A 12,642-nucleotide genomic window follows, 5' to 3' on the forward strand; every position below is an offset into this window, starting at 1 on the left:
CCCCCCCCCCCCCCCCCCCCCCCCCCCCCCCCCCCCCCCCCCGCCATCCCATGGAATGCAGGCTTTTGCTATTGAAGTTGCCGGCCAGAGGCCGGTGCCTCTGCGGGTGCCGGGCGGCAGCCCGGCCCAAGCCCCCACCCACGCAGGTAGAATGCACACATGGCTCTCTCCCTGCTCTCGTCCCTCAAGCCAGTCGCCGGCCGCGCCCTGCAGACCGCACTGAACCGCGCACTGGCGCTGGATCCGGATACCCGGCACGCCCTGGCCAGCCTCCACGGCCGCCACATCGACCTGACCCTGGACGCACCGTCGCTGGCGATGCGCATCAGCGTCGATGGCGACATGCTGCGCGTCGGCCCGGTGGATGCACAGGAAGCCGACCTGGCCGTGCGCAGCAGCCTGGCCGGCGTGCTCGCCCAGCTGCCGCTGCTGGCCAACGCCCGCCGCGGCAACGACAACGGCAAGGGCCGCGTGCGCGTGGCCGGCGATGCCGAACTGGCGCGCCGCCTGCAGCAGCTGGCCAAGGGCTTCGACCCCGACTGGCAGCAGCCCTTCGTCAGCGTGTTCGGCGAAGTGCTCGGCGTGCAGGTCGCCAACACCCTGCGCAGCGCCCTGCAGCACGCGCGCCAGGGCGCCATCGACCTGGCCCACAGCGCCGCCGAATTCATTACCGAGGAGTCGCGCGACGTGGTGCCACGTGCCGAACTGGATGCCTTCCACGACGACGTAGACGTGCTGCGTGACGACGTCGAGCGCCTCGGCGCACGCGTGCAGCGCCTGCGGGGTGCCGCATGAAGGCGCTGCTGCGGGCCAACCGCATCGGCCGCGTCATCCTGCGCTACCGCCTCGACGACCTGCTGCAGGGCACCCCGGCCGAGCGCTGGCTGCGCCTGGCCAAGCCCTTCGTACCGCGTGCCTCGGCCGACATCGCCTCGCAGTCGCGTGGCGCGCGCCTGCGCCTGGCGCTGCAGGACCTGGGCCCGATCTTCGTCAAGTTCGGCCAGATCCTGTCCACCCGCCGCGACCTGGTGCCGCCGGACGTGGCCAACGAACTGACCCTGCTGCAGGACCGGGTCAAGCCCTTCGACGGCGACACCGCGCGCCGCATCGTTGAAGAAGCGCTGGGCCTGCCGGTCAGCGAAGCCTTCGCCAGCTTCGACACCGAGCCGCTGGCCTCGGCCTCGATCGCGCAGGTGCATGCCGCGACCCTCGCCGATGGCCGCCAGGTGGTCGTGAAGGTGCTGCGCCCGGGCATCGAGAAGCAGATCGACGCCGACATCGCCCTGCTCAATTCGCTGGCCGCGCTGGTCGAACGCACCCACCCGCGTGCCGACAAGATCCGCCCGCGCGAAGTGGTGGCCGAAGTCGAGAACACCCTGGCCGCCGAGCTGGACCTGCAGCGCGAAGGCGCCAATGCCAGCGTGCTGCGCCGCTTCTGGGAAAACAGCGACGACCTGTACGTGCCGGAAGTGATCTGGAGCCACACCGCCGAGCGCGCGCTGACCCTGGAACGGGTGTGGGGCATTCCCTCCGATGACATCGTCGCGCTGGACAAGGCCGGCATCGACCGCAAGGCGCTGGCCGCCAAGGGCGTGCGGGTGTTCTACACCCAGGTGTTCCGCGATAACTTCTTCCACGCCGATGCGCACGCCGGCAACATCTGGGTCGACACCGATCCGGCGCGCCGCGACAACCCGCGCTTCATCGCGCTGGATTTCGGCATCATGGGCCAGCTCTCGCAGGAAGATCAGTACTACCTGGCCGAGAACTTCATGGCCATCTTCAACCGCGATTACCGCCGCATCGCCGAACTGCACGTGCAGGCGCGCTGGATGCCGGACAACGTGCGCATCGACGACCTGGAAGCGGCCGTGCGGTCGGTGTGCGAACCGTACTTCACCCGCCCGCTGTCGCAGATCTCGCTGGCCGAGGTGCTGCTGAAGCTGTTCCGGGTGGCCCAGCGCTACCAGCTGACCCTGCAGCCGCAGCTGATCCTGCTGCAGAAGACCCTGCTGAACATCGAAGGCGTGGGCCGCCAGCTGGATCCGCAGATCGACATCTGGGCGGTGGCCAAGCCGGTGCTGGCGAAGATCCTGCGCGAGCGCTACAGCCCGCGTCGGGTCGTGCGCGAGATCGGCAAGCGCCTGCCGGAAATCATGACCCACGCGCCGGACATGCCGCGCCTGGTGCACGCCTGGCTGACCCAGCAGGTGGAAGGCCGCCACGAACTGGCGATGCGCTCGCGTGACCTGGTCACCCTCGATGCCAGCCTGCAGCGCCTGCAGAAGCGCGCGGTCGGTGCCATCACCGGCGTCGGCCTGCTGGCCATCGCCACGCTGATGTACGTGCTGCAGCCGCCGGGCTGGTACTGGGGCGACCTGCCGGTGCTGAGCCTGGGCGCGGCCGCGGTGGGGGCCTTCGCCCTGGCCCGCGCGTGGTGGCGGTGAACACCGCACTGCAGGCGCTGAAGGATGAACTGGCCCGCCACGGCGCGGCCAACGATGCTCGCGAGACCGAACGCGGCCGGCGCATGCTGAACATCACCGCCGACACCGGTGAGCTGCTGTCGGTGCTGGTGCGCTTCGGCCAGGCGCGGCGGGTGCTGGAAATCGGCACCTCCAACGGCTATTCCACGCTGTGGCTGGCCGAAGCCGCAGCGGCGGTCGATGGTCACGTGACCACGCTGGAATACGCCGCCGACAAGGTCGCGCTGGCGCAGGCGAATTTCGAACGCAGCGGCCTGGCCGGGTGCATCCGCCTGGTGCACGGCGATGCCGGGCAATGGCTGGCCAGCGCCGCCGATGCCAGCATCGACCTGCTGTTCCTCGATTCGGACCGCGAACAGTACGCCGGCTGGTGGCCGCAGCTGCGTCGCGTGCTGCGCCCCGGCGGCCTGCTGGTAGTCGACAACGCCACCTCGCACGCTGCACAGATGGAGCCGCTGCGCGCGCTGCTGGACGCCGACGCGGCCTTCAGCACCAGCCTGGTACCAGTGGGCAACGGCGAACTGCTGGCCGTGCGCAACGGCTGACCACCCTCTTTGTAGAGCCGAGCCATGCTCGGCTACCACAGGTAGATGCCAACCTTGGTTGGCACGCTGTTTCCAATCGCGCACAGCAGCCGAGCATGGGCTCGGCTCTACAGGGGAGGGGGCGCCCTTATAATCGCGCGGTGAGCACCGAACCTGACACCCTCGCTGCGGTCGAGATCGAAACCGCCCCCCTGCAGCTGCTGCATCTGGACGAGCGCCTGGCCGTGGTCAACAAGCCGGCCGGGCTGATGGTCCATGACAGCAAGCTGGCCCGTGGCGAAGACGATTTCCTTGCCGACCGCCTGCGCGAGCAGCTGGGCCGGCCGATCTTCCTGGTGCACCGCCTGGACCGCGCCACCAGCGGCTGCCTGCTGCTGGCCTTCGACCGCGAGACCGCCAGCGTGCTGGGCAAGGCGCTGATGGGCGGCGAGGTGAGCAAGGATTACCTGGCCATCTGCCGTGGCTGGCCGGCCGAGGAGGCCTGGCAGGTCGACCACGACCTGGACGGCGGCCCCGGCAAGCCGGTGAAGAAGCCGGCGGTGACCGATTTCCAGCGCTTGGCCACCGGCGAGCTGTCGGTGCCGGTGGGCGACTTCGCCAGTTCGCGCTACGCGCTGCTGCGCTGCCAGCCGCAGACCGGCCGCTTCCGGCAGATCCGCCGCCACCTCAAGCACCTCTCGCATCACCTGATCGGCGATACCAGCCACGGTGACGGGCGCCACAACCGCAATTTCCGCATGCAGGGCGTGCACCGCATGCTGCTGCACGCCGAACGCCTGCGTTTCCCCCACCCCGACGGCGGCACGGTGGACGTGCGCGCGCCGGTGGACGGTGAATTCCAGAAGGCCCTGGACCTGTTCGGCTGGCAGGTGCCGTAACCGATCCGGGGTCGGATCCCTTTCCCGCAGGCAAAGGGCTCTGACCCCATCCATCCCGACGTCCCGGCGTTATTTCTTTTCCGGCTCGTTGAGGATCGCCTGCATGTCCTTCTCCAGGTCGGCCATCAGCGGCTTCATCTTTTCCTGGATGGCGATCATCACGTTCTGCATCAGCAGCGGGGTCTTGTCCAGCAGGCTCTGCCCGGCCGAGCTCTCGTAGAACTCGGCCATCGCCAGCACGTCTTCCTTGCTGAAGCTCTTCTTGTAGAGATCCACGTACATCGGCCGCAGCTGCTGCCAGGACAGCGCCTGGGTCAGGGTGGCGGTGGTGCGCTGCTGCATGCGCTGCAGCTGCTCGGTCTGCTGCGGGGTCAGCTGGCGCTGCCGGGCGATGTCCTCGAACTGCTGGCGCTGCATCGTCTGCAGCTGCGGCAGCATGCCGTCCAGCATGCTCTGCGCACGCGAGGCAGCCAGCAGGCGGTTGATGTCGGCATCGGTGGGCGCTGCGGCCAGGGCCGGCGCGCTGGCCGCGGCCAGTGCCAGCAGCAGCACGGTACGGCGCAGGCCGGTGGACAGGGCGGGAATGAAGCGGGTCATGCGAAGCTTCCTGCGGTACATGGGATGGCCAGCATACCCGCTGCACAGGCGAAGGCGACGTGTTCGGTGCCTGATCGGCGGCATACGGTGCGCGATGGCATCCACGGCAACGTGGCTGCCGCTACAATGCGCGGATGGGCAGTGGACCAGTCACCATCAGCGCGCAGCTTGAAATCCCCGACGGCGAGATCGTCGAGCGGTTCGTGCGTGCCAGTGGTGCCGGCGGGCAGAACGTCAACAAGGTTTCCACCGCGGTGGAACTGCGTTTCGACGTGGCCAACTCGCCCTCGTTGCCCGACCCGTTGCGTGAGCGCCTGCTGGCGCGCCGCGACCGGCGGATGACCGGCGAAGGCGTGCTGGTCATCGACGCGCAACGGTTCCGGACCCAGGATCGCAATCGCGAGGATGCGCGCGAGCGGCTGGCGGCCTTCATCCAGGCCGGGTTGAGCGTGCCCAAACCACGCAAGGCCACCAAGCCGACCCACGGGTCGAAACTGCGTCGTCTGGACGCCAAACGCGGGCGCGCGCAGATCAAGCGCGGTCGCTCATCACGTGACTGGGAGTGATTGCTTGAACAAGCCGAATTCATTGCTGCCGGCCGTGCCGCCGCAGATGCCGCAGGTCAAACCCAACGCCTTCCTGCGCTGGCTGGCACGCTGCACCCTGCGTGTGGGCGGCTGGAAGGTGGTCGGCACCCTGCCCAACGTTCCCAAAGTGGTCTTCATCATCGCCCCGCATTCGTCCAACTGGGACGGCCTGTGGGGCATGGCGGCCAAGATCGCGCTGGGCATGAAGGTGAAGGTGCTGGGCAAGGCCTCGCTGTTCTGGTGGCCGCTGGGCCCGCTGCTGCACAAGCTGGGCGTCATCCCGCTGGACCGCAGCGCGCCGCAGGGCACCGTCGGCCAGGCCGTGGACCTGCTGCGCAACAACGAGAAGATGTGGTTCGCCATCACCCCCGAAGGCACCCGCAAGGCCGTGAAGGACTGGAAGGCCGGCTTCCTGAAGATCGCGCGGATGGCTGACGTGCCGATCCTGGCCGCGTATTTCCACTACCCGGAAAAGACCATCGGCATCGGCCCGCTGTTCCAGCCGACCGGCGATGATGCCGCCGACATGGCCGCCATCCGTGAGTTCTACCGGCCCTGGATGGGCAAGACCCGCGGCACGGTCTGAGCCGGCCACGGCCGGCAACCGAGGCGCCACGTCCGGCACATGCCGGGCGAGCGCGACAGGAGTAGGGTGGAGGGCTGGTATCCCATACCGTCCGCCCAAGGAGCGTTTTACATGTCGCGTACCGTAGTCCTGGCCGCCGCCATCAGCCTGGCGCTGGCGGCCTGTTCCGGCAAGGAGTCCACCCCCGTGTCCGAAGCACAGAAAGCCCCGGCCCAGCAGCCGGCCGAAGCCTCCACCAACCCGCTGCTGAGCGCCAGCACGCTGCCGTTCCAGGCGCCGCAGTTCGACAAGATCAAGGACAGCGACTACACGCCGGCCTTCGAAGAAGGCATGCGCCAGCACCTGGCCGATGTCCGCAAGATCGCCGACAACGCCGAGCCGGCCACCTTCGACAACACCATCGTGGCGATGGAGCGCAGCGGCGAGACCCTGAACCGCGTGTCGCGCATCTTCTTCGGCCTGGTCCAGGCCGATGGCACCGAAGCGCGCCAGAAGATCCAGGAAGACATCGCCCCGAAGCTGGCCGCGCACCAGGACGAGATCAACCTCGACCCGAAGCTGTTCGCCCGCGTGAAGTCGCTGTACGACCAGCGTGACACGCTGGAGCTGGACCCGGTACAGAAGCGCCTGGTCGAGCATTACTACGACGGCCTGGTGCGCGCTGGCGCGCAGCTGTCCGACGCCGACAAGGCGAGCCTGCGCAAGCTCAACGTGGAAGAGACCACCCTCTCCACCCAGTTCCACACCCGCCTGGTGGCCGCCACCGCTGCGGCAGCCGTCGTCGTCGACGACAAGGCCAAGCTGGCCGGCCTGGACGAGAACGCGATCAACAACGCGGCCAACGCCGCCAAGGATCGCAAGCTCGATGGCAAGTTCGTGCTGCCGCTGCAGAACACCACGCAGCAGCCGGTGCTCGGTTCGCTGAGCGACCGTGACCAGCGCGCCGCCGTGCTGAAGGCCTCGGAAACCCGTGCCGAGCGTGGCGACAAGAACGACACCCGCGAGACCGTGCAGCGCCTGGCCCAGCTGCGTGCGCAGAAGGCCAAGCTGCTCGGCTTCGAGACCTTCGCCGACTACCAGCTGGGCGACCAGATGGCCAAGACCCCGGCCGCGGCGCTGAAGCTGCTGACCGACACCGTGCCGGCCGCCACCGCCAAGGCCCGTGCCGAAGCCGGTGAGATCCAGAAGGTGATCGACGCCCAGAAGGGTGGCTTCCAGGTTGCCGCCTCGGATTGGGACTTCTACGCCGAGCAGGTCCGCAAGGCCAAGTACGACCTGGACGAATCGCAGGTCAAGCCGTACTTCGAACTGGACAACGTGCTGCAGAACGGCGTCTTCTACGCCGCCACCCAGCTGTACGGCATCACCTTCAAGCCGCGCACCGACATTCCGACCTACAACCCGGACATGAAGGTGTACGAAGTGTTCGACAAGGACGGCACCTCGCTGGCCCTGTTCTACACCGACTACTTCAAGCGTGACACCAAGTCCGGCGGCGCCTGGATGGACGTGTTCGTCGAGCAGGACGGCCTGACCGGTGCCAAGCCGGTGGTCTACAACGTCTGCAACTTCACCAAGCCGGCCGATGGCCAGCCTGCGCTGATCAGCTTCGACGACGTCACCACCATGTTCCATGAGTTCGGCCACGCCCTGCATGGCATGTTCTCGAACGTGAAGTACCCGTCGATCGCCGGCACCGCCACCTCGCGCGATTTCGTCGAGTTCCCCTCGCAGTTCAACGAGCACTGGGCGCTGGACCCGAAGGTCTTCGCCCACTACGCCAAGCACTACAAGACCGGCGAAGCGATGCCGCAGGAACTGGTCGACAAGATCCTCAAGGCACGCAGCTTCAACCAGGGCTATGCGACCACCGAGTACCTGTCGGCCGCACTGCTTGACCTGGCCTGGCACACGCAGAAGGCCGATGCCCCGCTGCAGGATGTGGGCGCCTTCGAAGCCAGCGCGCTGAAGAAGTTCAAGGTCGACCTGCCGCAGGTGCCGCCGCGTTACCGCACCACCTACTTCGACCACATCTGGGGCGGCGGCTACTCGGCCGGTTACTACGCCTACTTCTGGGCCGAAGTGCTGGACCATGACGCCTACCAGTGGTTCACCGAACACGGTGGCCTGACGGCGGCCAACGGCCAGGAGTTCCGCGACAAGATCCTCTCGCGCGGCAACAGCGTGGAACTGTCGACCCTGTACCGCGATTTCCGCGGCAAGGACCCGTCGGTGGAACCGCTGCTGAAGTTCCGCGGGCTGAAGTAAGAAATACAAAACGGCGGGGGCAACCCCGCCGTTTTTCGTTGCGATACCCGGGGTCGGATCCCGTTGCGCGCCGCGCAATGGGCTCCGACCCCGTTTGCGTTACGCACCTTTTACGCCCCACGCCCTCTCCCGGCATCGCACCTTTACGGCCTGCACGCGCATCGTGTGCCTACCGCGCCGCAGGGCGCTTTGTGCAAGGTGGTGTATGACCCTCCTGGTGATCCGGCACGCGCCGTCGTCCGCGCCGCGCCCGCAGCTTCCGCTGGAACTGTGCGGCCATCGCGTGCTGTGCAACGACTGCGCCAGCCTGTCCGATGTGCGCCACTGCCTGTGCCAGGCACAGGCCGACGACTGGGTGCTGCTGGACGTAGGCGTGGCCGACGACGCGCAGTGGCAGGCCGAGGGCGGCGCCCTGCAGGCGGCGCTGGAGCGCATGCCTGCCTCCTACATCGAACTGCAGGCCCCGCACGCGCCGGGCCTGGATGCACGCCTGCGCCTGCAGCACGGGCCGGCCGCGGTGGTGGTCGACCAGCGCAGCCAGCAGGCGGGCTACCCGCTGTCGCTGGCCATCGTCGGCCGGCGCCTCGCGCAGGAGGGCTGAGCCATGTCGATCTTCATCATCCGTGGCCCGGAAGCCGCCGGCACGCTGATCCGCACGGCGCTGCCGCTGCCCGCACCGGTGCTGAAATCGCTGGTGCATCGCGCGATCGACGCCGGCACCAGCGTGGCCATCCGCGCCTGCGGTTCGGAACAGGAACTGCTGGACGCGCTGCGCGTGGCAGACCACAGCCGCGGCGAAGTGACCCTGCTAGACCCCGGTGCCTGTGCCGGCAGCCTGCGCCTGCAACGCCTGTTGCCGTACCTGCACAACGCCTATGTGGAAGTGCACGACGATGGCGCGGTGGCCGAACCCTGCCTGCCGGCCGGTGTCGGCCAGCGCCTGGGCATCGCCGCCGGCTACGGCGCGCAGAGCTACGTGCTGGCGCTGGACATCGCCCTGGACCACCTCGGCCTGGCCGAGCACGCCAACCGCGTGCACGTCGGCACCTGACGCGCGCCGGGGTCGGATCCCTTTCCGCCCGCGGAAAGGGCTCTGACCCCACCGTCAGGGGGCGGCATCCGGGAACCTCCCGCGCCCACCGCAGGTCTCACCCAGCTTCCACCCACCGGAACCTGTCATGGACGCCGCCGCCCGCCCCCCGTTTGCCGAACGCGCGCTCACCTGGCTGAAGAAGGAAGCGCTGCCGCTGCTGGTCATGCTCGGCCTGCTCGCCGCGGCCCGCGACACCCTGGCCAACCACTACGTGGTGCCCAGCGGCTCGATGCAGCCGACCCTGCAGCCCGGCGACCGCGTGGTGGTGGACATGCGTGCCTATGGCCTGCGCCTGCCGTTCACCGGCCAGCAGCTGCTGGCCACCGGCACCCCGCAGCGCGGCGAGGTGGCCGTGTTCGATTCGCCGGCCGATGGCACCCGCTTGATCAAGCGCGTGGTGGCCGTGGCCGGTGACCACGTGCAGCTGCATGGCGGCCACCTGGCCATCAACGGCCAGCCGCTGCAGATCGCCGACCTGCGCGACACCGAAGCCTTCGGCGAGCGCCAGGCCGAGCTCGACCTCGACATGGGCGGCGGCCCCGACATCGCCGACCTGGTGGTGCCCGACGGCAAGCTGCTGGTGCTGGGCGACCACCGCGGCAACAGCTTCGACGGCCGTTTCTTCGGCTTCGTCGACGCCGGCAAGGTCTACGGCCGCGCCGTGGCCATCTACTACCGCCGCGGCGATGGCTTCGAGTGGAAGCACCTCTAAGCTGAATTGATACGTTCTACATATCGATCCTGACTCATCAGGTTATGGATCGACTGGATCGAGGGGCCTACGCTGGTCCCCGTACCCCCACGTCGGCCGCCCCCACGGCCCTTCGATCCCATGACTGGCGAAACTGCGGCGTCCCTCAGCGGCCGCCCCCGCACCTCCGATTCCGTTGTCGATACCCGCATCCAGCAGGGCACCCCGGCGTTCCGGCGCACGGCGGTCGCGCTGTTCCTGGCGGGGTTCTCGACCTTCGGCCTGCTGTACACGGTGCAGCCGCTGCTGCCCGAGTTCAGCCGCCACTTCGGGGTGTCCGCCGCCGGCAGCGCGATGTCGCTGTCGCTGAGCACCGGCACCCTGGCCGTGGCCATGCTGCTGGCCGGCCTGCTGTCCGATGCGATCGGCCGCCGGCCGATGATGATTGCCGCGCTGATGGCCTCGGCCCTGCTGTCGCTGTGCACCGCGCTGGTCGATGACTGGACCACCATGCTGGTGCTGCGCACGCTGCTGGGCCTGGCCCTGAGCGGGGTGCCTGCCGTGGCGATGACCTACCTGGTGGAGGAAATGAACAGCCGCGCGCTGGGCCTGGCCATGGGCCTGTATATCGGTGGCAACGCCATCGGTGGCATGAGCGGGCGCCTGCTGGCCGGCATCATCGCCGACCACTGGGGCTGGCGCTGGGGCATCGGCGCGGTCTCGATCATCGCTGTGGCCAGCACCGTGCTGCTGTGGCTGCAGCTGCCGCCGTCGCGGCACTTCCAGGCCCGCCGCGGTGGCCTGCGCCAGCTGCCCTCGCGCTGGCGCACGCTGTTCGCCGACCCGGGCCTGCCGTGGCTGTTCGCCACCTCGTTCGTGCTGATGGGCGTGTTCGTCACCCTCTACAACTACCTGGGCTATCACCTGCTGGCGCCGCCGTACCACCTCAGCCAGACCGTGGTCGGCCTGATCTTCAGCGTGTACCTGGTCGGCACCTTCAGCTCGGCATGGATGGGCCAGCAGGCCACGCGCTACGGTCGCGGCCGCGTGCTGACCATTGCCTTCGGCCTGATCGGTGCCGGCATCGTGCTGCTGTCGATGCCGTGGCTGACCACGATGGCGCTGGGCATCGCGCTGGTCACCTTCGGTTTCTTCGGTGGCCACTCGGTGGCCAGCAGCTGGGTCGGCAGCCGCGCCGGTTCGATGCGTGCCGAAGCCTCGGCGCTGTACCTCTTCGCCTACTACCTGGGCAGCAGCGTGCTCGGCGCCGTCGGTGGCCTGGCCTATGCCGCCTGGGATTGGCTGGGCGTGTGCCTGTTCACCGGCGTGCTGACCCTGCTCGGCGGCGGCATCATCTGGGCCCTGCAGCAGCGCGCCCCGCAGCCGGTTACCGCTTGAGATCTGCCGGCCGCTGGCCGGCAACACGGCCTGTGTTGATGGGTCGACGGTAGCGCCGGGCCATGCCCGGCGAGCGCGCAGCGCGGCGCATCACCCGCCCGCGAACGCCCCGCGCAGCAATCCGGCGAAATTGCGGATCAACGGCGTCACTCCCTCGCGGCGCCAGGCCAGCTGCACTTCCGAATGCGCCCCGGCGTCGGCCATCGCCACGAAGCGCGCGCCTTCCACCCGGATGTGGTCGCATGACGACGGCAGGATCGCCGCACCCAGACCGGCTGCCGCCAGGCTGATCAGCGTCGATGCCTCGCCCGCCTCCTGCACGATGCGCGGGGTGAATCCCGCCGCCGCACACAGCGCGATCATGTGGTCGTGGATGCCGGCCCCGGCACTGCGGCGGAACGCCACGAACGGCTCCTGGGCGAAATCACGCAGCGCCAGCGTGCCCTGCTTCGACAGCCGGCGCAGGGCAGGGTGGTCGGCGTGCACGATCAACGCCAGCGGATCGACAAACAGGCTGTGCGCCACCAGTTCCGGCGGCAGCGCACGCTTGCGGATGATGCCCACGTCCAGGCTGCCATCGAGCAGCGCATCGATCTGCTGCAGGGTGTTCATCTCGCTCAGCTGCAGGCGCACCTGCGGGTACTGCTGCCGGTACTGCAGGATCGACCGCGGGATCTGCGGCGACAGCGGCGTGGCCCTGGTGAGGCCGATGTGCAGCTCGCCCTGCTCACCGCGCTGCGCGCGCTGCACCTCATCCACCGCCGTTTCCACCTGCTGCACGATGGCCCGCGCCCGCTCCTGCAGCAGCTCACCGGCGGCAGTGAGCTGCACGCGGCGATGGCTGCGCACGAACAGCCGCGCCCCGATCAGCTCCTCCAGCTGCCGGATCTGCTGGCTGAGCGGCGGCTGCGACATCCCCAGCCGCTCGGCCGCCTGGCCGAAGTGCAGCGTATCGGCAACGGCGAGGAAGTAGCGCAGGTGGCGGAGTTCGATGGACATGCAGCAGCGGCAGATGACACGCCCGGTCGGCCTGCCTATCTTACGGGCAGGAACCTGCAACGGCCGGAGCGCCATGACTCGCGACCCGACAATCCATGTCGAGTGGCTGGATGCCTTTCTGATCTGGGCTGAAAACCATGGCACTGCCACGCGCTGCCGCCCGACAGAAAAGCCTGCCGGTAGCCTCGACATCGACACTGAGCACGTTGTTTCCAACATCACCTACTGGAGCTCGGGCGAGTGCGATGCAGCAATCCTCGACGTCAGCTCGGGGCAGTCGGTCTACCAGCGCAGCTGGAGTGACCTGCAGCCGGCTGATTTCGAGACGGCCTTCGCGCCGTGGTTGGCCATCGTGCGCGGCCACAGGACGTAATCGCCATCGGCGTGAGTTTCACATTGGGTTGGATCGCGGCCAAACGTCAGGCGTCGCAGAAATGGGGTCAGAGCCCGTTGCGCAGCAACGGGATCCGACCCCGTGCCGACCAACGGTCGGCACCCACCATCAGCAGCGGGA

Annotated in this window: 14 protein-coding genes; 12 read left to right on the forward strand and 2 right to left on the reverse strand. The window is 68.5% G+C overall.

Translation table 11 applies throughout. The features are described from left to right. The first annotated feature begins 159 nt into the window (after positions 1-159). From IAE56_RS18325 to IAE56_RS18340, 4 genes are all read left to right on the forward strand, one after another. Positions 160-795: an SCP2 sterol-binding domain-containing protein gene (locus tag IAE56_RS18325; RefSeq protein ID WP_200753513.1), complete on the forward strand. Its 636-nt coding sequence runs from the start codon at positions 160-162 to the stop codon at positions 793-795. Next, on the forward strand, positions 792-2,447 hold the full coding sequence (gene ubiB / locus IAE56_RS18330; protein WP_200753514.1) for a ubiquinone biosynthesis regulatory protein kinase UbiB: 1,656 nt from the start codon (positions 792-794) through the stop codon (positions 2,445-2,447). The genes IAE56_RS18325 and ubiB overlap by 4 nt, the downstream gene beginning before the upstream one ends. Next, entirely contained in the window at positions 2,444-3,031 is a 588-nt protein-coding gene (locus IAE56_RS18335) for an O-methyltransferase (protein ID WP_200753515.1), read from the forward strand. Before ubiB ends, IAE56_RS18335 begins: the two co-directional genes overlap by 4 nt. Before the next feature lie 140 nt (positions 3,032-3,171). Further along, complete coding sequence (locus IAE56_RS18340) at positions 3,172-3,909, forward strand: pseudouridine synthase (protein WP_108766928.1); 738 nt, start codon at positions 3,172-3,174, stop codon at positions 3,907-3,909. Between the two features lie 69 nt (positions 3,910-3,978). Here IAE56_RS18340 and IAE56_RS18345 read toward each other — a convergent pair whose 3' ends face one another. Next, positions 3,979-4,506: a DUF2059 domain-containing protein gene (locus IAE56_RS18345; RefSeq protein ID WP_200753516.1), complete on the reverse strand. Its 528-nt coding sequence runs from the start codon at positions 4,504-4,506 to the stop codon at positions 3,979-3,981. 134 nt (positions 4,507-4,640) lie between these two features. Here IAE56_RS18345 and arfB point away from each other — a divergent pair, with 134 nt between their 5' ends. From arfB to IAE56_RS18380, 7 genes are all read left to right on the forward strand, one after another. Then, a complete protein-coding gene (arfB, locus tag IAE56_RS18350) occupies positions 4,641-5,072 on the forward strand; it encodes an alternative ribosome rescue aminoacyl-tRNA hydrolase ArfB (RefSeq protein WP_108767332.1) in 432 nt (143 codons plus the stop codon). Positions 5,073-5,076: 4 nt separating this feature from the next. Continuing rightward, entirely contained in the window at positions 5,077-5,679 is a 603-nt protein-coding gene (locus IAE56_RS18355) for a lysophospholipid acyltransferase family protein (protein WP_108767333.1), read from the forward strand. 111 nt (positions 5,680-5,790) lie between these two features. Beyond that, entirely contained in the window at positions 5,791-7,947 is a 2,157-nt protein-coding gene (gene dcp, locus IAE56_RS18360) for a peptidyl-dipeptidase Dcp (protein WP_200753517.1), read from the forward strand. 205 nt (positions 7,948-8,152) lie between these two features. Beyond that, a complete protein-coding gene (locus tag IAE56_RS18365; RefSeq protein WP_200753518.1) occupies positions 8,153-8,548 on the forward strand; it encodes a hypothetical protein in 396 nt (131 codons plus the stop codon). Between the two features lie 3 nt (positions 8,549-8,551). Beyond that, complete coding sequence (locus IAE56_RS18370; RefSeq protein WP_049467841.1) at positions 8,552-8,998, forward strand: hypothetical protein; 447 nt, start codon at positions 8,552-8,554, stop codon at positions 8,996-8,998. Between the two features lie 127 nt (positions 8,999-9,125). Further along, the gene (lepB, locus tag IAE56_RS18375; RefSeq protein WP_200753519.1) at positions 9,126-9,752 is read left to right on the forward strand and encodes a signal peptidase I; all 627 of its coding nucleotides are present in this window, start codon (positions 9,126-9,128) and stop codon (positions 9,750-9,752) included. A gap of 120 nt (positions 9,753-9,872) precedes the next feature. Then, the gene (locus IAE56_RS18380) at positions 9,873-11,129 is read left to right on the forward strand and encodes an MFS transporter (RefSeq protein WP_200753520.1); all 1,257 of its coding nucleotides are present in this window, start codon (positions 9,873-9,875) and stop codon (positions 11,127-11,129) included. 90 nt (positions 11,130-11,219) lie between these two features. On the opposite strand, the gene IAE56_RS18385 is transcribed toward IAE56_RS18380, so the two are convergent. Beyond that, entirely contained in the window at positions 11,220-12,128 is a 909-nt protein-coding gene (locus tag IAE56_RS18385) for a LysR family transcriptional regulator (protein WP_164075346.1), read from the reverse strand. Between IAE56_RS18385 and IAE56_RS18390 the strand changes: the two genes are divergently transcribed. After that, positions 12,121-12,501, forward strand: coding sequence for a hypothetical protein (locus IAE56_RS18390; protein WP_200753521.1), 381 nt, complete (start codon positions 12,121-12,123; stop codon positions 12,499-12,501). The two genes, IAE56_RS18385 and IAE56_RS18390, sit on opposite strands and share 8 nt — an antisense overlap. The last annotated feature ends 141 nt before the right edge of the window (positions 12,502-12,642 follow it).

This window comes from Stenotrophomonas sp. S41 (assembly GCF_016624625.1).
GTDB lineage: Bacteria > Pseudomonadota > Gammaproteobacteria > Xanthomonadales > Xanthomonadaceae > Stenotrophomonas.

Excerpts from the sequence above, each read along its gene's own strand:
- IAE56_RS18370 (WP_049467841.1), top strand. The coding sequence starts at position 8,552 with ATGTCGATCTTCATCATCCGTGGCCCGGAAGCCGCCGGCACGCTGATC.
- dcp (WP_200753517.1), top strand. The coding sequence starts at position 5,791 with ATGTCGCGTACCGTAGTCCTGGCCGCCGCCATCAGCCTGGCGCTGGCG.
- IAE56_RS18380 (WP_200753520.1), top strand. The coding sequence starts at position 9,873 with ATGACTGGCGAAACTGCGGCGTCCCTCAGCGGCCGCCCCCGCACCTCC.
- IAE56_RS18385 (WP_164075346.1), bottom strand. The coding sequence starts at position 12,128 with ATGTCCATCGAACTCCGCCACCTGCGCTACTTCCTCGCCGTTGCCGAT.
- IAE56_RS18390 (WP_200753521.1), top strand. The coding sequence starts at position 12,121 with ATGGACATGCAGCAGCGGCAGATGACACGCCCGGTCGGCCTGCCTATC.
- ubiB (WP_200753514.1), top strand. The coding sequence starts at position 792 with ATGAAGGCGCTGCTGCGGGCCAACCGCATCGGCCGCGTCATCCTGCGC.
- IAE56_RS18365 (WP_200753518.1), top strand. The coding sequence starts at position 8,153 with ATGACCCTCCTGGTGATCCGGCACGCGCCGTCGTCCGCGCCGCGCCCG.
- lepB (WP_200753519.1), top strand. The coding sequence starts at position 9,126 with ATGGACGCCGCCGCCCGCCCCCCGTTTGCCGAACGCGCGCTCACCTGG.
- IAE56_RS18325 (WP_200753513.1), top strand. The coding sequence starts at position 160 with ATGGCTCTCTCCCTGCTCTCGTCCCTCAAGCCAGTCGCCGGCCGCGCC.
- IAE56_RS18345 (WP_200753516.1), bottom strand. The coding sequence starts at position 4,506 with ATGACCCGCTTCATTCCCGCCCTGTCCACCGGCCTGCGCCGTACCGTG.
- arfB (WP_108767332.1), top strand. The coding sequence starts at position 4,641 with ATGGGCAGTGGACCAGTCACCATCAGCGCGCAGCTTGAAATCCCCGAC.